This is a genomic window from Erwinia sp. 009765445 (assembly GCF_058137865.1).
This window is the reverse complement of record NZ_JBYUWC010000005.1, coordinates 1-21,912: the sequence shown is the minus strand read 5'-3', so window position 1 is coordinate 21,912 and position 21,912 is coordinate 1. Positions and strand designations below refer to the sequence as shown.

Here is a 21,912-nt window from a genome sequence, read left to right as displayed (position 1 = left end):
TTTAATTCCCCCGCTGCCGCAGCAGGTCTGCGAAGTGCAGCACGCCGAGAGGTTGCTGACAGCTGTCGACCACCGCCAGACGATCGGTTTGCCGCGCGATAAATTGCGACAGCGCTTCGCGCAACGTCATGGTTTCCGGAATCGCTTCCTCTTCCAGCCACTCGCCACGGCGCGCAGCTGCCCCCGCATTGCCCAGCGACAATAACCTGACGCCCAGCTCACTGCGGCCAAAGAAATCACGCACAAAATCATTGATTGGTCGGGTCAGCAATTCAACCGGGGTGCCCTGCTGCACCACTCTGCCTCCGTCCATCAACACCAGCCGGTCAGCCAGCGCCAGCGCTTCATCAATGTCGTGAGTTACCAATACGATGGTGCGCCCGGAGAGCTGGTGAATACGTACAATCTCCTGCTGCAAGGCCGCACGGGTGACCGGATCGAGCGCGCCAAATGGCTCATCCATCAGCAGCACTTCGGGATCGGCCGCCAGCGCCCTGGCCACGCCGACACGCTGCTGCTGCCCGCCAGACAGCTGATGGGGATAGCGATGGCGGAACTGCTCATCGAGATTTAGCAGTGCCAGCAGCTCACTGACCCGATCGGCGATTTTCTGTTTCGACCAGTTCAGCAGAGCGGGCACGGTGGCGATGTTTTTTTCCACTGTCCAGTGGGGAAACAGGCCAATTGACTGAATGGCATAACCCATTCTGCGACGCAGCACCTGCGGATTGAAACTGCGGATCTCCTCCCCGGCGAACTGGATGGTGCCCTGGTCGTGTTCGATCAGCCGGTTGATCATTTTCAGCGTGGTCGACTTTCCGGAACCAGACGTGCCGATCAGGACAGTGAACTCCCCTTTGGCAATATTCAGCGTCAAGTCGCTGACTGCGGGTTTTCCGGCAAAGTGTTTACTCACCTGGTTGAAGTTGATCATCGGCGCTCCGCCTCAATAACTGAAATCAAAAATTTGAACAGGGCGTCGGCAATCACCGCCAGCGCAATCACCGGGGTCACGCCCAGCAACACCAGATCCAGCGCGCTGCTGAGCAGCCCCTGAAAAATGATCGCGCCAAATCCCCCGGCACCAATCAACGCGGCTATCACCGCCATGCCAATGGTCTGGACGGTGATCACCCTCAGCCCGGCCAGCAGTACCGGCAGTGCCAGCGGCACTTCGGCATGCCAGAATATTTGCCCGCGAGTCATCCCCATGCCTACGGCGGTTTCAATCACCTCTTTCGGCACATTTTGCAGGCCAGTGACCACGCTACGCACCAGCGGTAACAGTGCGTAGAGCACCAGAGCAATCAGCGCCGGTGCCATACCAATACCACTGACACCAAGTTCAGCCAGCGCCGGAAAAGCGCGTGACAATCCGGCCAGAGGCGCAATCAGCAGGCCAAAGAGCGCGATGGAAGGGACGGTCTGGATAACATTCAGCAGGGCAAACACCGGCGACTGCCCCGCCGGATGACGATAACAATACCAGCCCAGCGGAATACCAATAATCAGCGTTGGCAGCAGCGTGCCGAGCAGCAATAGCAGATGACGTGAGAGGGCTTCATCGAAAACCTCCTGACGGTTGGCGTACTCTTTCAGTAGCGCCAGTTGATCGAGCTGGCCGCTGAGTAATAAAACAATGACCGGTAACCAGATTTGCCCGTTCAGCAACAGACGCCACAGCGCACTTTGCGTCACCCGGCTGATGGCATCCGCCGCGATCAGCAGGCAAAGCCCGGCTGAGAGCCAGAAGCCACTGCCGTAAGAGGTGCGGGCCAGCGAACTGCCCTTCTCAGCCAGCGTGCTGGCTTCATGGCCGCCAAGTGCAATCAGCGCAATAAACAATATTTCGCTGATGATCGCAATCAGTGCTAACCCGGAGCGGGTTTGCGGAAGAAAAGCCATCCCCCCCAACAAAACCGCAGGCAGCAACAGCATCAGCCCGTCACCCTGCAACAGCTGATGCAGAGGCAGCGGCTGACCGGAAACCAGCCTGTTTGGCGCGTAATTCAGAAATGGCAAAGCGGCCGCAGCCGCCACCAGAAGGATCGCCAGCGTCAGCACGACGCGGTTATGAATAGTGAAGCGCAAAATTCCCCCGCAAAATATCCGCCCGACCCGGGCAAAAAATTACAGCAGTTTTTTCTGCTGCAGATAGTCTGCGGCCACTTTTTTCGCGTCCATCCCCTCCACGGCGATTTTGGCATTCAGCTCCTGCAGGGTCTTCTCATCCAGCGAAGCGAAGACCGGCTTCAGCCAGTCAGCAATCTGCGGATACTCTTTCAGCACGGCATCGCGGATCACCGGCGTCGGTGCGTAAATCGGCTGTACGCCTTTTGGATCGGTCAGTGTCTGCAGGCCCAGCGCCGCTACCGGACCATCGGTCCCATAAGCCATCGCCGCGTTCACGCCGGATGTTTGCTGGGCCGCGGCTTTGATGGTTACGGCGGTATCTCCCCCGGCCAGCGACAGCAGCTGATCCTGTTTCAGCTTAAAGCCATAGGCTTTCTGGAAGGCCGGTAAAGCATCCGGACGTTCGATAAATTCTGCCGAGGCGGCCAGCTTAAACTCCCCGCCTTTTTTCAGCCAGGCGCTGAGATCGTCCAGAGAAGTCAGTTTGTTCTTCTCTGCCAGATCCCCACGGATGGCAATAGTCCAGGTGTTGTTGGCCGGGGAAGGCGTCAGCCAGGTGAGTTTGTTTTTCTCTTCATCCAGCTTTTTCACTTTCTCATAGCCAGCCTGAGCGTTTTTCCACGCCGCATCGTGCCCATCATTGAAGAAGAAAGCGCCATTGCCGGTGTATTCCGGGTAGATATCCAGCTCGCCTGAGGTGATCGCACCGCGAACCACCTGAGTGGTGCCAAGCTGAACTTTGTTGATGGTCTTCACCCCATGCTTGTCGAGCACCTGCAGGATGATATTGCCGAGAAGTGACCCCTCAGTATCGATTTTAGATCCCACTTTTACCGGATCTGCCGCCTGCGCGGTCCCTGCCAGCGCCAGCAAAACAGCCACCGCGATCGTGCCACTCCGTCCCATTATCTTGGTCATTTTTCTTTTCCTTTTCACCAGTTTAGTATCAAGCGTAGTCCAATAATTGATCGCCTTAAACCAGACGATTAAAATCCACTCACCCTGTGCTCAAAAGGTGTCCCATTTAAGGCCATTCTTTTCAATGACCATTTAGTTTTAAGTTATAACCAGCTGGAATTTATGTCTGTGGCCGGCGAGAGTATTCTCTGGGCTTATTCTTATAAAACGAACACAACATCATGACTGATTTAACTTCTTCCGCGCGGACGTCCATGGCAGGGAACACACCGACGGGCGAGCCCGTCACCATTCGTCGGGCTGCCGACGTCTCTCATCTGGTGAACACCAGCACCCAGGCCCGCAGCAATGCGCGGATTGTGATCGGTATCGCGCTGGGCGGTGTTTTCCTCGACGCTTACGATCTGGGGGCGCTGGCCTTCGGCATGAAAGATGTCACCCGCGAATTTGGTCTGTCACCCACCGGTGCCGGAATGGTGGCTTCGGCGATTGCCTTCGGGGCTATTGTCGGCGCAATTATCGGTGGCTACCTTACGGACAAAATTGGCCGCTATCGCGTCTTTATGGCGGATATGTTCTTCTTTGTGGTTGCCGCTCTGGCCTGTGCTTTTGCGCCAAATGAATATGTGCTGGCGGGTGCCCGCTTTGTGATGGGGCTGGGCGTGGGGATTGATTTGCCGGTGGCAATGGCGTTCCTTGCCGAGTTTTCGAAGCTTAAGGGGCGTGGCAATAAAGCCTCCAGCATTGCGATGTGGTGCCCCACCTGGTATGCCGCCATCTCCATTTCCTATTTGCTGGTGCTGTTTTTCTATTCGGTACTGCCTGAAGCGCACTCCGGCCTGCTGTGGCGCATTATCCTCGGCTTCGGGGCGGTTCCGGCCATTCTGATTATCGCTATCCGCAACCGCTATATGAGCGAGTCGCCAGTCTGGGCAGCGAATCAGGGAAACCTGCACGATGCGGCCGCGATTCTGCGAAACTCCTACGGCATCAATGCCCAGGTGGCAAAGGATGCCGACCTGTCGCCAGCGACACCGGTCCGAAAAGCCAGCTGGCGCAATTACGGCGAGCTGCTGAAAGGTGTGTATCTGCGCCGCACTATCCTGGCGACAGTGACCGCCATTGCTTCTGCATTTGCCTACAATGCCGTAGCCTTTGGCCTGCCGGTGATCATCTCCAGCTTCCTGGCCCAGTCAATGCTGACCACCATTCTGATCTCACTGACCCTCAACCTGCTGTTTGCCTTTGTCGGCGGCATCCTGGCCGTACGTCTGGTTCCGCGCTTCGGCGCATGGAAAATGACGGTGCTTGGCTACAGCTTCCAGTTTGTGGCGCTGATTGGACTGGCGCTGGTCGGGAAACCGGCGGATGGCGGCCAGGCGGCCATTTCGATTGCGATGCTGGCGTTGTTCCTGCTGGGCCAGGGCTTTGGTCCCGGTTCACATACCATGACTTTCGCTTCACTGAGCTATCCAACTTCACTGCGCGGCGTGGGAGTGGGCTTTAACCAGACGCTGATGCGAGGCAGCTCAACCGTATCGCTGTTCCTGTTCCCGCTGCTGTCGGCAGCACTGAGCACCAACGTGTTCTGGGTGATTGGCCTGGCTCCGCTGGCAGGACTGATTGCGCTGCTGGCCATCCGCTGGGAGCCTTCAGGGTATGATGTAGACGCTGAGGATTTTGCCATACAGGATCACTAATTCCAGTTCCCTGGCCGGTAGCACTGCTGCTGGCCATCATTGACGCTCGCCTCAGACGCTCATTTACCAGATAACCCACCCTGTCTGCTAAATATTCAATGTATGCAATATATTCAGAGGAGGGGTTATGTCATCAAAAAATTATCGCCAGCATGCCTCTGGCTTCATTTCGTCACAGTCAGCTAATCACCCAGGCTGAAATAACGTTAGCCAGTCTCGATCTTCCTTCTCTGGTCAAAATGCGGCTCAGTAAATGACTCATTCACAGCGATCCCTCAGAGTATCCGCTGACCCGGCACTGGGACCCGGTCTTGACCGAATTTCTTTGCCTGCCAGACCGGATGGGGAGCTTTATTGATGACTCTTCTGGCTAGCCAGCCAGGCGCTGGGCGGTAAAGCGCTCGAACTCGACGGGGATGCGGGCAAAGGTATGCAGGAACCAGGGAGTGAAGCGCTCGGGGTGCCGATCGATTTCCTGCTGTATTTCCGCCAGTGAAGCATACCGCCAGCCCTCAGCCTCTTGCGGATTGGGCTGCGGCAACTCATCGCTGAAGGTGAAATAGACGTGGCCGTATTCGTGTTCGGTCAGGCCATTGTTCAGCGGCAGGTTATAGCTCAGCTCAAACATCGGATGCAGCGTCAGGCGCAACCCCATCTCTTCGCGCAGCCGACGCTCTGCCGCTTGCTGGGTTGATTCCTGCGGACAGGGATGACCGCAGGTGGTGTTGCTCCACAGGCCGCCACAGTGATATTTGTCGTTCGCACGCTGTTGCAATAACAGCTGGTGGCGTGAATTGAACACGTAAACGGTGACCGCGCGATGCAGCAACCCTTTTTGGTGAACTTCAAGCTTTTCCATTCTGCCGATGGGACGATCGTGGCGATCCACCAGGATAACTTCGATTGCAGACATGCGTACTCCTTAAGACTAATCGCAGATATTGTGGCATATCTTCCGGCCTTATGGCTGCATAAAATCGTGCAATTATGTGACAAAAGGTGCCGCTAAAAGCTCCATTTAGTCACATTAAACGCCTTCTGAATTAACAGCCTGCAGCGATAAAATCGCCGTTGGCGCTGACCGGTATCACCGAGAAGAACAGCACAAAAGCGAAAAATATCAGCAACAATCCGGCGATCAGTGCGGTCAGACTGTAAGCACGACTGGCAAACCGCGAAAGCCAGCCCTGGTTCATCAGCAGCAGGTGGTTGCGGGTATGGGTGATCATAGTAGCGATCAACATAATGGAAAGGCTGGTGCCCACGGCCATACTCAGGGTTGCCAGCACGCCCCAACGATAAAAGCCTATCGCGTTGGCAAAGATCAAAATCAATATCGCCCCGCTACAAGGCCGCAGACCGATGGAGAAAATCACCCACAGGCGGGTTTTCCAGTCGCCCTCCAGCTGTTGTGCTGTGGGAAGGTGATTATGTCCGCAGCAGCAATTCTCCACATGCGCACGATCGCTGTGCTTGCTGTTGCTTTGAAACAGGCTCACTTTCAGCCCCACTGCCCGCAGCAGCAATGCAATGCCAAACAAGGCTATAAACACCGCGCTGCCCTTTTCCACGTAATAACGGCTGAGGCTCAGGTCGCCTGCGGACAGGTTGAAGATAACCGCCAGGATCCAGACAAAGACAATCGCCGTGATCCCCTGCATCAGGCTGCCCATCAGGGTAACCAACCGACTGGCTGCTACTTTTTCCGTGCTGGTAGCCAGCCAGGTGGTAATCACAAATTTACCGTGACCAGGCCCGACTGCATGCAGAAAACCGTAGACGAAGCCGCCCAGCACCAGCATAACGCCCCCTTTAATCTGCCCGCTTTGCTGCTGCAGCATATACATCACCAGGTAGCGATGCATGGTGATCTGGAAGGCGATACAGGCCTGAACAAAATCAGCCCAGTAAAAACTGAACAGGCCCAGCGCAAGGCAGACCAGTAGCAAAAGAGAAACGGTGTAAACAGGGTGCTGTTTCAGAACGGAAGAGTGCACAGGCGAACCCGCAAATGTTATCAATGGCGCGTTCTGGAGGGGCGTTCCCGTGAGAAAAGCCCGACGCGCCTGCGTCGGGCCTTATCTTACAGTTTAAAACTGCTGACAACCAGCTCCAGCTGGACAGTCTGCTCTTCCATCGCCTGAGCGGCAGAAGAGACCTGCTCCACCAGCGAGGCATTCTGCTGGGTGGTGCTGTCAAGCTGGTTAATGGCGGTGTTGATCTGATTGATCCCCATACTCTGTTCACGGCTGGCCGACATGATTTCGGCCATCAGCGTGGTCACGCTGCTGACGCCATTCATCAGCTCATCCATGGTGCTGCCTGCTTCCTGCACCAGCTGGCTGCCCTGGTCGATATTCGCCACCGACTCTTCAATCAGTTTCTTGATCTCACGGGCAGAGTTGGCTGAACGCTGGGCGAGGTTGCGCACCTCAGAAGCCACCACCGCGAAACCACGCCCCTGTTCACCGGCACGCGCAGCTTCCACGGCGGCGTTAAGAGCAAGAATGTTGGTCTGGAAGGCGATACTGTCAATGACGCCGATAATATCGACCACCTTGCGGGAAGAAGCGTTAATTTCGCCCATGGTAGTCACAACCTGTTTCACCACATTGGAACCCCGCTCTGCCACGCGCGAAGCGTCACCCGCCAGCTGGTTAGCATGGGTGGCGTTATCGGCGTTCTGTCGCACGGTGCCGGTCAGTTCTTCCATCGATGCGGCCGTTTCCACAATAGAGCTGGACTGCTCTTCAGTGCGAGCTGACAGGTCGAGGTTACCGCTGGCGATCTCTTTAGAAGCCGAAGTGATCGCCAGTGCGCTGTCACCAACCTGACGCATCAGGCCCTGCAGATACTCAATAAAGTTGTTAAAGCTCTGCGCGACCGCGTTGAACTCAGGGCTGCCGCTGGCAGGTAAACGCTGCGTCAGGTCAGCGCCGCCAGTAGACAGAGCCAGTATATTGTCGTTCAGACCGCCGAGACGTTTCATCATCGTGCGGATAAAGCCCAGCAGGACCAGAAGCAGCACGATGGCCAGCGGGATTTGCACCAGACCCAGACGGGTCAGGATGGAGTTAGTCTGTTTCGACAACAGCGCGGTAGGAACATCGCTGGCGATATACCACGGGCTGCCGCTGATTTGCTGAACAAATAGCGTATGGTTACCGTCTTCTCCCTCGTAGCTGCTCTGTGAGGGCTCAGACCCGGCACTTCCCAGTAACGCGCGCAGTGGAGCCGCCATCGGTATGGAAAGATCACTCAGATTGCTAAGCTTGGGCGCGGCATCAACCAGGCTGGCATCGCCCACGACTTTGCCGTCGGCTTCGACGATCAGTACCTGCCCCTGTACCGCCTGCCCCATCTCTTTCGCCAGATGGTTAAAGAAGCCCAGCGTCACGTCGATGGTCGCCACGCCCCAGGCTGCGCCATTGCGGTAAATGCCCATTGCGCAGTTGGTACGGGGCTGCGGGCTGGCCGCATCCTGATAGGCTTTCGCCCAGGCACACTGCCCTTTTGCGGCGGCCAGCCCGTCTTTATACCAGGACTGTTCGTAATAATTCGGGGCTTCGGCTGAGTTCCAGAAGGTATTCACCTGCAGGGTATTGCTGCTGTCGCGAGCGAAGAAGGTGCTGAATTTATCCTTCGCCGGATCGCGCATTTTAGGCAGCGGCCAGACGCCGCCGCCAAAGACGTTAACGTCCTGATACTGGTTAACCAGCGCGGGCAGAACCGTATCAATGCCAGTGCTGTCCAGCACCGCCACGGATTCGGTGATGCTGCGCTGCTGAGCCTGGATACGGTTCATCATTTCGGTAATACGTGAACCAATACTGTCCACTTCATAACGCACCAGCCGACTCTCACTGGTCGTAAGCTGGGGCGCAACAAAGATTTTAATGACCACAACCGTGATCAGCAGCAGCAAGGCAAAGAAGCCGACGATCAGGAGGGTAAATCTGCCCTGGGTAGTTTTCAACATGGTGAGCCCCACTCAACTCAATCAGGCACAATTGCCTGATCGAGTTAACGGCTCGTTAAAAAATAACTTGAGGTGATCTGGATCAATATTCAGAGAATTATTTTGCTAAAGTAATCCTTATAAATCCGCTGACAGCAGTTAGTTCTGTGATTCAACAACTTGCTGGCGAGGTCTGAAAATATGGTTTCCACCGGCCTCGCGCAGTCGGCTGACCAGCCGATTGCCGCCATTATCATCGTTTTCTGCGAATTCACGTTCAGCGGTGGTGACCGGCGTCGCCCAGAGAAGATTAACCTTTTCCCCTTCACGTTTTGGCAAAGTGAACTGACCGCCTTCCTCAGCCAGCTCGCCTGACAGCAGAAAACCTTCAAAGCCAACCGGTGCCACAGCTGACTCCAGCGTGTGTCCTTCCCCCAGCCAGCTGAGACGCGCCCAGGGGAAATGCGCGAAGCTTGCCAGTGCACTTGCCATCTGCACCGCGTTCTCTTCGGTCATCACTTCCGCATCAATCGCCATTGCCAGCTCGGTGCGGCGATACTGCGGGGCCAGATCTTCATACAGAAAATCCACGCCCGGCATCGGCCGGATGCTCATCCCCAGCGTCAGGAAGTACCAGCTTCCCTGATGATAATGCTGGGAAATCGCCATCGGCGGCCAGTTACCCTGGTCTACAGAGTAATATTTCAAGGATTCACCAAACTGCGCCTGATAGCACTGCAGCATATCGTGCTGCATCGTTTCCCACAGGTGACCATCGTGCCAGTCACGCCAGAACAGGCGATGCTTTTCCGCCTGAGCGTAGTAATCATTAGTGGAGGCCGATCCCAGCGGCGCAGTCAGGCGGTTTTCCTTAATGCAGGCTGCCGAAAAGCTGACCTGTTTATCCTGATACAGGCTCCAGCCGGGGATCACCGCCAGCAGCTGGCCCTGATACCACAGCGCCGCACCGTCGTCGGTCGGCTCCCAGATCACCTGGAGTCCCGCAGGATCCAGTATTGGTTCCGCTTCCAGCGTGCGGCAAAATTCCGCGCTGAGCAGTGGCGGGATGCCCTGCTCCATCGCAGCACGATCTTCATGCGCGGGCGCGGGCAGCAGATTTCTCAGCCAGCAGCCGCGCACGGCAAACTGGCTGCGAAAAGGCTCTGCGGGCCAGATGTAGAAATAAGCGGCACGCTCATCCTGTTCAACCATGGCGATTAGCGTTTGTTGCTGATTTGTCACCTCAGCAATCCGATACGACTGTGTCATAAAGCCTCGACGGTGGGTGGAGGGATCCCTTTTTCCGGAGAATAGAGCAGGATGTCCCGTTCTGCCACGTCAGAGCAAGGGTAAAAGTCTCAAAATCCCCCTTGCCGGGAAAGATTAAATAACGGCATTAGTTGATCCACGATAGTTTTTATTGCCCTCTGCCATCGTCATAAAAATATGTGGACGTGCCGGATTTTTGATCCACGGTGATAGCAGGAAAGATCCGGGCACCGCATCTAATAGTTGCATTGTTTCAGACTATGAATTCAGAAAAGAAATCTGGGACAATCATGACAAGGAGATAATCGTAGAATGAAATATTTAATTTTAGTGATGATGACAATGACAAACTTCGCGCTGGCCGATGTCGTTAAGGAAAATAATTATAAAATCCCAATTTCAGGCAAGGGAATAGAGATGACGGAACAAATGTATACAACAATGAGGATCGACACCAGTACAACAGATGAAGAAAAAACGAAAACTGAGTTAATTACAAACCTGCCAGTAAGCAACTTTTTAGTACAACAATATGCAATGGAAAGCTACAGGAAAGATCCTGACGACTGGATATCGATAAAGGATACTTCAAAATGAATACTGAGCATAACGTCAGAAATTTAAAAATAAAATTCACCTACGAAAATAAAAAAAAGCAGAACGTTTTTCTTCCCGCCGTATTAAATCCATAAAACCAGGATTTTCACGCCTCCCTTCCCACCCGCCTCATCGCACGGTGATATGCGCCGTTGCGAATACACCAGCGGAGCAGCGCAGCCAGAAAATTAAGGCGCTTGCGGATTAGCGTGCGCTTTAGCGGAGAGAAACGAAATCCGAACTGCTGCTGCGCCCATTCCGGCAACAGCTCAATACCGGCCATCATCATCGCGTGCATCGCCGGGCCTGCCTGCCAGCTCGGCGCGGGGGCCTGGAGTAACAGGGTTAACACTTCCCGCGTCCTCTCATCGCAACGCAACTGTGGCTGTAACGCCTGCAGATAATCCTCCACCGCCTGTACCGTTTTCGGCACATTTGCTGCACCCAGCGCTTCCGCCACAACGGCAGCTTCGGCGTAGTAGCGATCCTGTTCTGCCAGGCTGAACTGCGGATTTTTGTAACGCAGGTGAGAAGCCAGGAAACGGCTGGTTTCCGCCACGTGTACCCATGTCAGGAGTGCCGGATCGCTGGCGGCATAGGGCGTGCCCATTGCGTCAATGCCTGTTACCTGCAGATGGATGCGCTTCACCCGTTCAATCAGCGTGTTGGCGTCAGCGGTATTGCCGAAGGTGGTCACGGCGATAAACTGACTGGTCCGCCGCAGCCTGCCCATCATATCTTCCCGAAAGGTGGAGTGGTCCCACACCCCAGCCAGCGCGAGCGGGTGCAGCATCTGCATCAGCAAGGCCGAGATGCCGCCGCACAGCATAGAAGAAAAGTCACCGTGCACTCGCCAGATAACGCTGTCCGGACCATACAGGCCCGGGTCGCCTTCCGGTCGGGAAAGGTCGAAATCATTGCTTGCCAGACCGTTCAGGCGAAAAATCTGCTGCTGAATTCTGTCGCGAACCGACAACATAGTGCTACCTGGTTATTTTCAAATAAGATAAGGGACGACAATATCGTCCCTCAAGTGACTCAGGAGTCAGACTTCCCTGTGCAGCCCTGCTACAGGTACTCAAATTCCGCGTTGTTGGTGCGGGCAGAATCCAGCCCGATCATCACGTTGAATTTACCCGGCTCAGCCACCTGCTGCATTCTTGCATTCCAGAATTGCAGCGCCTGAACATCAATCGGGAAGGTTACCGTCTTCGTCTCACCCGCTTTTAGCATAATGCGCTTAAAGCCCTTCAGCTCTTTTACCGGACGGCTGATGCTGGCCATTTCGTCATGCAGATACATCTGCACGACCGTTGCCCCCTCGCGGCTACCGGTGTTGGTTACCGTCACGCTGGCATTGACCGTGCCGTTACGCGGCATGGTTTTCGATGACAGGGTAACAGGCGACATCTTGAAGGTGGTGTAGCTCAGACCATAGCCGAACGGGAACAGCGGACCGTTGGCGGCATCATAGTAGTGCGAAGTGTACTTATTAGGCTTATTCGCATCATACGGACGACCAGTGTTCAGGTGATTGTAGTAAATCGGGATCTGACCGACCGAGCGTGGGAACGACATTGGCAGTTTACCCGACGGGTTGTAATCGCCAAACAGCACATCAGCAATGGCATTACCCCCTTCTGTACCGCTAAACCAGGTCTCCAGCAGTGCATCAGCCTGCATATTCTCTTTGACCAACGCCAGTGGACGGCCGTTCATCAGCACCAGCACCAGCGGTTTGCCGGTGGATTTCAGCGCGTCGATCAGCGCCAGCTGGCTTGGCGGAATGGTGATATCGCTGCGGCTGGAGGCTTCGTGCGCCATGCCCTGCGCTTCACCCACTACAGCCACCACCACATCAGATTTCTTCGCTGTGGCAACCGCTTCGTCGAGCATTTCTTTTGGCGAACGCGGGCCAACCGTCACCGCTTTCTCATAGATATTCAGGAAATCCTGAATCCCTTTGTTGTCGGTGATGTTAGCACCTTTGGCATACAGCACCGTGGCTTTACCTGCGGTGGCATTTTTCAGCCCCTGCAGCACAGTCACCGACTGTGAAACCACACCTGCAGCCGACCAGCTGCCCATGATGTCACGCTGGCTGTCGGCCAGTGGGCCAATCAGCGCGATGGTGCCGGATTTTTTCAGCGGCAGCGTTTCAAGACGGTTTTTCAGCAGCACGATGCTTTTACGTGCCACATCACGGGCTTCCGCACGGTTCAGGCGGCTTTCCGCATTGGTGTCAGCCGGATCGCTGCCTTTCGGGCCCAGGTGGCTGTACGGGTCATTAAACAGCCCCATATCATATTTGACGTTCAGCACGTGACGGGTGGCATCGTCGATCTCTTTCTCGCTTACCGCGCCACTTTTCACCAGGCCCGGCAGGTACTTGCTGTAGTACTCGTCGCTCATGCTCATGTTGACGCCAGCCTGAATCGCAATGCGCACTGCATCCTGCGGGTCGCTGGCCACGCCATGCTTCATCAGCTCTTTGATTGCACCATGATCGCTGATGGTAATGCCCTTAAACTTCCAGTCATCGCGCAGCAGGTCTTTCAGCAACCAGCTGTCCGCCGTGGCCGGGACGCCATTCAGCGAGTTCAGTGCCACCATCACGCCACCGCTCCCGGCGTCCAGAGCAGCCTTGTAAGGCGGCAAATAATCCTGAGCCAGACGCTGCGAGCTCATGTCCACCGTGTTGTAATCGCGCCCGCCTTCCACCGCACCATAAGCCGCGAAGTGCTTGACGCTGGTCATCACCGAGTAGCGATCGGCCGGACTTTTACCCTGCATGGACTGCACCAGGGTGCGGCCCATCTGCGAAGTCAGATAAGTGTCCTCGCCAAATCCTTCAGAAACCCTGCCCCAGCGGGGTTCACGTGTGACATCCACCATCGGTGCCCAGGTCATGTTCAGGCCATCATCTGCCGCTTCATACGCGGAGATACGCCCCACTGCAGCCACTGCGTCCAGATCCCAGCTGGAAGCAAGGCCAAGCGGAATTGGAAATACCGTGCGCTGGCCATGCACCACATCATAGGCAAAAAACAGCGGAATTTTCAGGCGGCTGAGCTGCATCACCTGGTCCTGCATCGCCCGGATATCCTGACGGGTAACCGTGTTAAAAATGGCACCGACCTGCTCATGTTTGATCATTTCACGGATAGCCTCTTTCGGGTTATCCGGCCCGACGCTGATCAGCCTGAGCTGGCCAATTTTCTCGTCGAGGGTCATTTTTTTCAGCAGATCCGTCACAAACGCATCGCGGGCTTCCGGGGTTAAGGCATGTGGACCAAACAAGTCATCAGCAAAAGCAGGGTGTAACGTTATGGCGGCAGCAAGGCTGACAGAGCAAATCCATTTCATCAGGGCGGTTTCTCTCAAGTAACTGCGGGGCAAGGATTTATTGAGTGACAAGGTTATAAGGCATTCAGTGTGCCATAAGTTGAGGATAGCAGGTAGTTTTCAACTCACTGCCGCGATCCACCTCTGATTTTTTAAAACCGGCAGCCAGTTCAGGGGGTGCTAAAATCAGCACGTGACATAAAAAAGGACAAAGGATATGCACAATGCCCCTTCCCCGGTCAGCCAAAAGCTGGTCACTGAGCTGGCCCGAGTGGTTGGCCGCCCCCATCTGCTGACCGATCCTCAACAAACTGAACGCTACCGTAAAGGTTTTCGCTCCGGCTCTGGCGAGGCGCTGGCCGTGGTGTTCCCCGGCACGTTGCTGGAGCAGTGGCGGGTTCTGCAAGCCTGCGTGGCTGCCGATGCAATTGTTCTGATGCAGGCAGCAAACACCGGCCTGACCGAAGGCTCCACGCCGAATGGCAACGATTACGATCGCAATATCGTCATTATCAGCACCCTGCGGATGGACAAGATCCAGCTGCTCGACGAGGGCAAACAGGTGCTGGCTTTTCCCGGCAGCACGCTCTGGCAGCTGGAAAGAATCCTCAAGCCGCTGGGGCGTGAGCCACATTCGGTCATCGGTTCTTCCTGCATTGGCGCTTCGGTACTGGGCGGTATTTGCAATAATTCCGGCGGCTCGCTGATTAAGCGTGGTCCGGCTTACAGTGAAATGGCGCTGTATGCGCAGATCGATGCCGGAGGCAAGCTGACGCTGGTCAATCATCTGGGAATCGATCTTGGCAGCACGCCGGAACAGATCCTCAGCCGCCTGGACGATGAAACCTGGCAGCAAAGCGACGTGAAGCACGATGCGCGCCATGCCTCAGATCATGAATATGCCACGCGCGTGCGCGATGTGCAGGCAGACACGCCTTCTCGGTTCAACGCCGATGCCCGCAGGTTATTCGAGGCGTCAGGGTGTGCGGGTAAACTGGCCGTGTTCGCCGTGCGGCTGGACACGTTTGCCAGTGAAAAGTCGCAGCAGGTCTTTTATATCGGCACCAATAACCCAGGCGTACTGGATGAGCTGCGCCGCCATATTCTCAGCCAGTTCAGCGAGCTGCCGGTGGCGGGTGAATATCTGCACCGCGATATCTTTGACATTGCGGAAGTCTACGGGAAAGACACCTTCGTGATGATCGACAAACTGGGCACCGACAAGATGCCGCTATTTTTCACGCTTAAAGGCCGCGTGGATGCCTGGCTGAAAAAAATCAGTTTCGTTAAGCCAAACCTGTCAGATCGCCTGCTGCAGAAAGTCAGCAATCTGCTGCCCTCACACCTGCCCGTGCGCCTCAGGCAGTATCGTGACCGGTATGAACATCACCTGATGCTGAAGATGGCCGGAGCGGGTATTGATGAAGCCCGCGAGTATCTGCAGAGCTACTTCGCTCAGGCCGAAGGGGAATTTTTTGAGTGTACAACGGAGGAAGGTGAGAAAGCGTTTCTGCACCGCTTTGCTGCAGCGGGCGCGGCCGTACGCTATCACGCCGTCCATCATGACGAGGTCGAAGACATTCTGGCGCTGGATGTTGCCCTGCGCCGTAACGACAGCGACTGGTTTGAGCAGCTGCCCGCAGAGTTTGACGATGCGCTGGTGCACCGGCTCTATTACGGCCACTTCTTCTGCCACGTTTTCCATCAGGATTACATTGTGAAAAAGGGCGTGGATGCCCACGCCCTGAAGGAGAAGATGCTGGCTATTCTGGCCGATCGCGGGGCCGAATACCCGGCTGAACACAACGTCGGCCATCTGTATCAGGCCAAACCACAGCTGAAAGCCTTTTATCAGCAGCTTGACCCTACTAACAGCCTCAATCCTGGGATCGGCAAAACCACCAAAGCGAAAAACTGGGGGAATTAAGGAAGGTCGCCCTGATCCACCACCACTTTCTGACCGTTCCGCTGTTCCACAATCATCGTCTGCGGCGTGGAGAGCACCACGCCCTCTTTCCGCAGGCGGGTGAGAATATCAAACAACAGGTCGCTCTTCGCGCCTGATACCTGGCGCGGGCTGGCCACGTTGCCGGTCACCGCCAGCACAATTCCTGCCGAAGTCAGGTCTTTGAAGCTCACAGAAGGTTCCGGTGTTTCCAGGATCCGTTCATTTTCAATAAACACATCCAGCAGCAGCTGACGAACCAGCACCGGGTCGATATCCAGCGGGAATGTCAGGGTGATGGTGGTTACGCCCTGCGCATTGCCCATCGTAGCGTTACGCACATTTTGCGAAATAAACTGCGAGTTCGGCACGATCACCGTTGATTTATCGCTCAGCTGGATCTCGGTGGCACGCACATTAATGCGGCGGATATCCCCTTCAATCCCACTGATGCTCACCAGGTCCCCTACTTTCACCGGACGTTCCGTCAACAGGATCAGGCCGGAGATAAAATTCTTCACGATCTCCTGCAGGCCGAAACCGATACCTACCGACAGGGCGCTGACGATCCACGCCAGTTTGTTCCACTGCAGTCCCATAATCGACAGCGCCAGCAGGAACACCACCACGTAGCCAACGTTGCTGAACAGAGTGATCAGCGAGACGCGCATTCCGGCGTCCATAGTGGTTTTTGGCAGGAAGTCCTGGTCGAGCCAGCGCTTAACCGAACGCAGCACGTAGATGCCGACAATCAGGCAAAGCAATGCATTCAGCACGTGGGCTGGCACAATATTCAGCGACTCCAGCCCCTTACCGCCCCAGAACTCAATGGCTTTCTGTACCAGCTCGATCGGGGTCGCGCTGCCAAAAGTCCCGTTGAGCAGCGCCATCGCAGCCGCCAGCACCAGAATGGTTTTTCCGATCGCGCCAAGCAGTGCCGCGACCTGCGACAGGTGGCGCTCATCCACATTCAGCGAGCGCTGGATGCTTTTACCGGAAGCGTTATTGGTCGAAAACAGACTTTCGCTGCCATCCGCTACCAGCTGGCTGAGAATATAGAACGAGCCGAACACAATGCCCATCCAGATCAGCTCATAGCTCAGGAAGCGCGCCAGCGTCACGTAACCAATCACCAGCGCCACCAGAATGGCCACGCCCACCAGGGTGATGGCCATCTGGATCAGACCGACCAGCGTGGATTTGGCTTCCGGCTGCCCGCCTTCCAGAATCATTTTGCGGCGAACGCGGTTAGTACGAATGCTGATGGACAACGCCATGGCACCAATCAGCAGCGCGGTAATGCCATTCGCCAGCACCGTCGTGCCCACACTGGTATTGGCGCTGCTGTTGAGGATCTCAATGGTCTGGAAGACGAACACCAGCGCGGCAGTCAGCGGCGGGAACGGCTTCAGCGCCAGGGCAACCTGGTTGGAGATATTTGGCAGTCGCCAGGAAGGACGGCGCGTTGACAGGAATGCCCTGCCCAGCCCGGCAATCAGCCCGCAGAGAATGCTCAGGCCGACCAGCTTGTCGGCAAATGTCCGTACATCATCCACCACGTCGTCATGGCGGGTAAAGGCAAGGTCGAGGAAATTAAAGGCCAGCACCACAGCGGCAAGCGTGGTCATGGCGATCGCGGCAGCGAGGAAGCTACGGCGCAGGCGTCCTTCCGGCAGCAGATGGATGCCCACCCAGGCCAGAAACTCTTCCAGATAGCGGCGGCCAAAAGTGGCGACCAGCCCGGCCAGCACCACCCAGAACACGGTGCCAATCCGCCAGCCCGGCTGCCAGGAGAGCACGGCGGTATCCGCCAGTTCACCAATAAAATCACTGACTTTAGCTGCGTCATCGCTTTGGGTATTGAACATCGGTGCCCAGAAACGCGGGCCGAAGATACTGCCGGCATTCAGCGCCAGCTGGGTTTTCAGCGCATCACGGCGCAGGTTGACGATCTGTGCAGAGAGGTTAATCGCCCCGCTTTTAATCGCCTCAGCCTGCTTGATCTGATCGTCCGTTTTGCCCTTCTGACTCTCCAGGTTTTTGCGCTTGCTGGTGACTTCGGCGGTCTCTTTCACGCCGCTTTCCGGTTTGGGAGCCGGACCCAGCACCGCCAGCTGAGCCTGCAACTGCGCACGCTGGGGGATAATCCCCTGCATCAGCGTATCGGCATCTCCCGACAGCTCCAGCGCCATATCATTCAGCGCGGAGAGGCGGCTGTCGTTGGTTTCGCCGGAAACCTGCTGCTTAATCTTATCCAGCACCTTCTGCATTTTCGGCAATTCAACTGCGGCGTTCACTTTGGCCGGAGCGTCACCATTTTGCTGGCTGGAGTCGTCGGAGGCCGCCTGAACCATCACCGGAGAGCAGGCGAACAGGACCAGAAGGCAGACGCGAAAGAAGGTTAACAAGGTAGACATGAAAATTTCCAGATATAAAGACGAGGCCGGACAAGACCGGCGCCAGAAAATCTTGCGCCAGTCTATGCTTTTGCCTGGTCTGAAACTATAGGATTTCTTAACTACTCGACGTTTTCTGCAACACTGCCGTTACTGACCATATCTGCCGCTTTCTGTTTCTTATAGCTCAGCGCGGCGGCCGGGACCGGCGAGGCCTTACCGGTTTCCATCCAGGTCCGCAGACGGTTAGCGTCAGCAAAATGGGTATATTTACCGAAGGCATCCATCACCACCAGCGCCACCGGACGCTGATTGATCACCGTACGCATCACCAGACAGTGACCGGCTTCATTGGTAAAACCGGTTTTGGTCAGCTGGATATTCCAGTCCGGGCGATAAACCAGATGGTTGGTGTTACGGAAGGGCAGAGTGTAGTTCGGGCTTTTGAAGGTCGCCATGTCTTCATGGGTGGTGCTGAGCTGGCCAATCAGCGGGTAGCGTTTGGTGGCAATCAGCAGTTTAGTCAGGTCGCGTGCCGTTGAAACGTTCTCGACAGACAGGCCGGTCGGCTCAACGTAACGGGTATGGGTCATGCCCAGTTCGCGGGCTTTGACATTCATCGCGCGGATAAAAGCGTCGTAGCCGCCCGGATAGTGATGGGCCAGGCTGGCTGCCGCACGGTTTTCAGAAGACATCAGCGCCAGCAGCATCATATTTTTACGGCTGATTTCACTGTTCAGACGCACGCGGGAGTAAACGCCGCGCATCTCTGGCGTATGGCTGATATCCACATTCAGCATCTCGTCCATCGGCAGATGGGCATCCAGCGTCACCATCACCGTCATCAGTTTGGTGATTGAGGCCATCGGACGAACCAGATCGGGGTGGCTGGCGTAAATCACCTTATTGCTGTTGAGGTCGACGATCATCGCGCTGCCAGAGGCGATTTGCGGCTGTGTCAGAGGGGCCACATCAGCGAGACGATTGCTGGCATCGGCCTGAGGCACGAAAACCTGTCCAGAAAAAAGCAAAGCCAGACTCAAGAGAGATATGCGAATTTTTGCAGGCATCTTTTAAAAACTTAACCGGGGAGTGATTCAGGTGCGACACGGCCGCACGCCGCCACCGCGAAAAGCAGGCCTCACGGGGCTGGCTAGCGCATAATACGCCGGAGACTAAGTTTTTTCCTACAGGATATTTGTATCTGAGCGTGAGGGAGCTGCCGCCTGGAACCCGGCGGCAGAAAATGTCAGAAAAGTTGATAACCGTAACCCCATAACACCACGGTCAGGGCCATTAATACTTCAAATACCAGAATGCCAATTGCCAGCGTTGAGCCGGAAAAACGCAGGCTCTCTTCGCGGTCGATATTCAGAAACATTGGGATACCGACGTAAAGTAAATAGCCGGTATAGACCAGAGCCAGCGCACCGACAAAAACGCATAGCCAGACCAGCGGATAGAGCGCGACCAGCCCACTGATAAACAACGGCGTTGCCACATATCCGGCAAACACGGTACAGCGGCGCAGACCCGGGCGCTGCGGGTAATCACGGGCCATCCAGTAAATCACCCTGCCCATTACCGCCACCCCGCCGAGGATCAGGACATAGAAAAGGATCGCCAGAGCAAAGGCGTTAAACAGTGAGAGAGGGATGTTTTGCTGAGAGCCAAGATCCCAGCCAAACTGCGTGGTGCCGATAAACGCACAGATCACCGGGATCAGTGCCATAAGCAGGACGTGGTGCGTGTAGTGATGAGAGACCGTTTCGTTCTCTTGCTTGATATCACGCATCTCCCGGTCAGGATGCGCAAGAAGTCCCCAGACATGGTTCATATCTTCACTCCTCTGCTACAACGGGCCGCCGGTCAGTGGGAAGATGGCGGATTACTTCAAGTATAAATGGTCGTGACATGTTTGTTTTTTCGCCAGACTGACTTCGCGCTAATCAATTCAATTTGCAGTGAAAAAAAACGCAAATATCGCTAACTTTCAGCCCGGTTTAAGCCAAAGCGGTTAGACTTACCTGCTTTACAGCCAAAATAATTCAAGCTACAGGAAGACGGCCAGCGAGCAAATCCGCTGGAACTTACCTAAGTAAGTGCCAGGGGTGCGCTCGTGCAGCCAACACACCTGTAGCTTGAAGTATGGAGGCTAAGCGCATCAACCGCAGGAGGAAGGGCATATGGATGTCAATCATCTGATCTCGCAGTACGGTTATCTGGCGCTGTTTATTGGCTGTATTGCCGAAGGGGAAACGTTCACGCTGCTGGGCGGCGTGGCGGCGCATGAAGGGCTGTTACACTATGGCCTGGTGGTTCTGGTCGCTATGGCTGGCGGCATACTGGGCGATACCGCCCTGTTCTTTGTTGGCCGCCACTACGGTTCGGCGATCCTGAAGCGGTTTAAAAAGCATCAGAAGCAGATCGCTAAAGCCAACAAACTGATCCACAAACGTCCGGTCCTGTTTGTGATCGGCGTAAGATTTATGTACGGCCTGCGCATTCTTGGCCCGATTATTATCGGAGCCAGCAGGCTGAAACCACAAAAATTCTTATTGCTCAACGTGATTGGTGCGGTGGCCTGGGCGCTGATTTTCGTCACTCTTGGCTACGTGGGCGGCCAGGTGATTGCCCCGTGGTTGCACACGCTGGATCACCACCTGAAGAAACTGTTCTGGGTGCTGCTGGCGATAGCGATAGTCTGGGGGATCCGGCTGTACTATAAGCACCGCTCGGATCGCCAGCCAGATGACGAGGAAGAGGACGATCCTAAAGCTGGGTAAATTCCGTCACTTCTGCATAAAGAACTGCGGATTAGCCAGCATAAAACCGCCGTCGACAACAAATGACTGTCCGGTAGTGTAGGTCGACCACTGCGAGCAGAGCCATGCAACCAGACTGGCCACTTCCCGCGTGTCGCCCGGCCTGCCTGCCGGGATTTCCGGTATTGAAATGCGGTGTGCATCTTCATTGGTCATGTTATTGATCGGTGTGGCAATTGCGCCAGGTGCCACCGAGTTGACCAGAATTTTATGCGGTATCAGGCTCAGCGCCATGGATTTAGTCAGGCCGCCCAGTGCATGTTTCGCTGCGGTATAAGCCACCGATCCCGGCAGCGGCGTGTGCTCATGCACCGAGGTAATATTGATAATTCTGCCGCCTTGCCCCTGTTTGACCATGTGACGCACCGCAATCTGCGAGCAAAGAAAGGCTCCGTCCACGTCTACCGAAAAAACCTTACGCCAGTCTTCAAAGGTGGTCTCCAGAAAATCGGCTTTCAGGTTTGCACCGGCGTTATTGACCAGCACATCAATCCGCCCAAGTCGGGCAATCAGCGCTTCCAGTGAACGACTGCCTTCCTGCGGGTCGCCCAAATCTATTTGCTCAATTTCGGCCTTTTTACCCAGTTCCCTGACCTGCCGGGCCGTCTCTTCCGCGCCCTTACTCTCCGACCGCCAGGTGATACCAAGGTCAAAACCCTGCTGCGCCAGCATCACGGCACAGGCCTGTCCGATACCGGAATTCGAACCGGTCACAATAGCCACTTTATTCTCTGGGATGCTCATGGTTCTTATATGAACGCGTCCCGTTTGCAACGGCTTCCATTATTCTGACGCTGACAGATAGGTTGCAGCTTTATATCCGGCT

At 55.5% G+C, this 21,912-nt stretch carries 17 protein-coding genes; 4 read left to right on the top strand and 13 right to left on the bottom strand.

Features of this window, described 5'->3' with window-relative positions; translation table 11 throughout:
- Position 1: 1 nt before the first annotated feature.
- The 3 genes from AC3Y5R_RS06150 to osmF are packed head-to-tail and all read right to left on the bottom strand — an operon-like array spanning position 2 to position 3,051.
- A complete protein-coding gene (locus tag AC3Y5R_RS06150; protein WP_489920599.1) occupies positions 2–934 on the bottom strand; it encodes an ABC transporter ATP-binding protein in 933 nt (310 codons plus the stop codon).
- Positions 931–2,091, bottom strand: a complete 1,161-nt coding sequence (locus AC3Y5R_RS06145; protein ID WP_489920598.1) for an ABC transporter permease — start codon at positions 2,089–2,091, stop codon at positions 931–933. The genes AC3Y5R_RS06150 and AC3Y5R_RS06145 overlap by 4 nt, the downstream gene beginning before the upstream one ends.
- A 39-nt stretch (positions 2,092–2,130) precedes the next feature.
- Positions 2,131–3,051: a glycine betaine ABC transporter substrate-binding protein OsmF gene (gene osmF, locus AC3Y5R_RS06140; protein WP_489920597.1), complete on the bottom strand. Its 921-nt coding sequence runs from the start codon at positions 3,049–3,051 to the stop codon at positions 2,131–2,133.
- 221 nt (positions 3,052–3,272) lie between these two features.
- On the opposite strand from osmF, the gene AC3Y5R_RS06135 reads away from it, so the two are divergent.
- A complete protein-coding gene (locus AC3Y5R_RS06135) occupies positions 3,273–4,751 on the top strand; it encodes an MFS transporter (RefSeq protein ID WP_489920596.1) in 1,479 nt (492 codons plus the stop codon).
- Positions 4,752–5,121: 370 nt separating this feature from the next.
- Here the strand turns inward: AC3Y5R_RS06135 and idi are convergent, their stop codons facing one another.
- The 4 genes from idi to AC3Y5R_RS06115 form a co-directional block, all read right to left on the bottom strand.
- Positions 5,122–5,664 carry an isopentenyl-diphosphate Delta-isomerase gene (gene idi, locus AC3Y5R_RS06130; protein WP_489920595.1) on the bottom strand — a complete coding sequence of 181 codons (543 nt, stop codon included), beginning with the start codon at positions 5,662–5,664 and terminating at the stop codon, positions 5,122–5,124.
- Positions 5,665–5,794: 130 nt separating this feature from the next.
- Positions 5,795–6,748 carry a nickel/cobalt transporter gene (locus tag AC3Y5R_RS06125; RefSeq protein WP_489920594.1) on the bottom strand — a complete coding sequence of 318 codons (954 nt, stop codon included), beginning with the start codon at positions 6,746–6,748 and terminating at the stop codon, positions 5,795–5,797.
- A gap of 86 nt (positions 6,749–6,834) precedes the next feature.
- Positions 6,835–8,730, bottom strand: coding sequence for a methyl-accepting chemotaxis protein (locus AC3Y5R_RS06120; protein WP_489920593.1), 1,896 nt, complete (start codon positions 8,728–8,730; stop codon positions 6,835–6,837).
- Positions 8,731–8,868: 138 nt separating this feature from the next.
- The gene (locus tag AC3Y5R_RS06115; RefSeq protein WP_489920592.1) at positions 8,869–9,978 is read right to left on the bottom strand and encodes a suppressor of fused domain protein; all 1,110 of its coding nucleotides are present in this window, start codon (positions 9,976–9,978) and stop codon (positions 8,869–8,871) included.
- 312 nt (positions 9,979–10,290) lie between these two features.
- On the opposite strand from AC3Y5R_RS06115, the gene AC3Y5R_RS06110 reads away from it, so the two are divergent.
- A complete protein-coding gene (locus tag AC3Y5R_RS06110; protein ID WP_489920591.1) occupies positions 10,291–10,575 on the top strand; it encodes a hypothetical protein in 285 nt (94 codons plus the stop codon).
- Between the two features lie 106 nt (positions 10,576–10,681).
- On the opposite strand, the gene AC3Y5R_RS06105 is transcribed toward AC3Y5R_RS06110, so the two are convergent.
- Both AC3Y5R_RS06105 and bglX read right to left on the bottom strand, forming a co-directional pair.
- Complete coding sequence (locus AC3Y5R_RS06105; protein ID WP_489920590.1) at positions 10,682–11,554, bottom strand: oxygenase MpaB family protein; 873 nt, start codon at positions 11,552–11,554, stop codon at positions 10,682–10,684.
- Positions 11,555–11,643: 89 nt separating this feature from the next.
- Positions 11,644–13,941 (bottom strand): beta-glucosidase BglX, encoded by a 2,298-nt coding sequence (gene bglX / locus AC3Y5R_RS06100; protein WP_489920589.1) that lies wholly within the window; start codon positions 13,939–13,941, stop codon positions 11,644–11,646.
- 196 nt (positions 13,942–14,137) lie between these two features.
- On the opposite strand from bglX, the gene dld reads away from it, so the two are divergent.
- Positions 14,138–15,847: a D-lactate dehydrogenase gene (gene dld, locus AC3Y5R_RS06095; RefSeq protein WP_489920588.1), complete on the top strand. Its 1,710-nt coding sequence runs from the start codon at positions 14,138–14,140 to the stop codon at positions 15,845–15,847.
- Here the strand turns inward: dld and AC3Y5R_RS06090 are convergent.
- The 3 genes from AC3Y5R_RS06090 to AC3Y5R_RS06080 all read right to left on the bottom strand — a co-directional run bounded on the left by AC3Y5R_RS06090 (position 15,844) and on the right by AC3Y5R_RS06080 (position 20,098).
- Positions 15,844–18,282, bottom strand: coding sequence for a DUF3772 domain-containing protein (locus tag AC3Y5R_RS06090; protein ID WP_158783250.1), 2,439 nt, complete (start codon positions 18,280–18,282; stop codon positions 15,844–15,846). The two genes, dld and AC3Y5R_RS06090, sit on opposite strands and share 4 nt — an antisense overlap.
- Positions 18,283–18,383: 101 nt before the next feature.
- On the bottom strand, positions 18,384–19,331 hold the full coding sequence (gene pbpG, locus AC3Y5R_RS06085) for a D-alanyl-D-alanine endopeptidase (RefSeq protein ID WP_489920587.1): 948 nt from the start codon (positions 19,329–19,331) through the stop codon (positions 18,384–18,386).
- 179 nt (positions 19,332–19,510) lie between these two features.
- Positions 19,511–20,098: a Yip1 family protein gene (locus tag AC3Y5R_RS06080; RefSeq protein ID WP_489920586.1), complete on the bottom strand. Its 588-nt coding sequence runs from the start codon at positions 20,096–20,098 to the stop codon at positions 19,511–19,513.
- A gap of 349 nt (positions 20,099–20,447) precedes the next feature.
- Here AC3Y5R_RS06080 and AC3Y5R_RS06075 point away from each other — a divergent pair, with 349 nt between their 5' ends.
- On the top strand, positions 20,448–21,047 hold the full coding sequence (locus AC3Y5R_RS06075) for a DedA family protein (protein WP_489920585.1): 600 nt from the start codon (positions 20,448–20,450) through the stop codon (positions 21,045–21,047).
- Between the two features lie 6 nt (positions 21,048–21,053).
- Here AC3Y5R_RS06075 and AC3Y5R_RS06070 read toward each other — a convergent pair whose 3' ends face one another.
- The gene (locus tag AC3Y5R_RS06070) at positions 21,054–21,830 is read right to left on the bottom strand and encodes an SDR family oxidoreductase (protein ID WP_489920584.1); all 777 of its coding nucleotides are present in this window, start codon (positions 21,828–21,830) and stop codon (positions 21,054–21,056) included.
- Between the last annotated feature and the right edge of the window lie 82 nt (positions 21,831–21,912).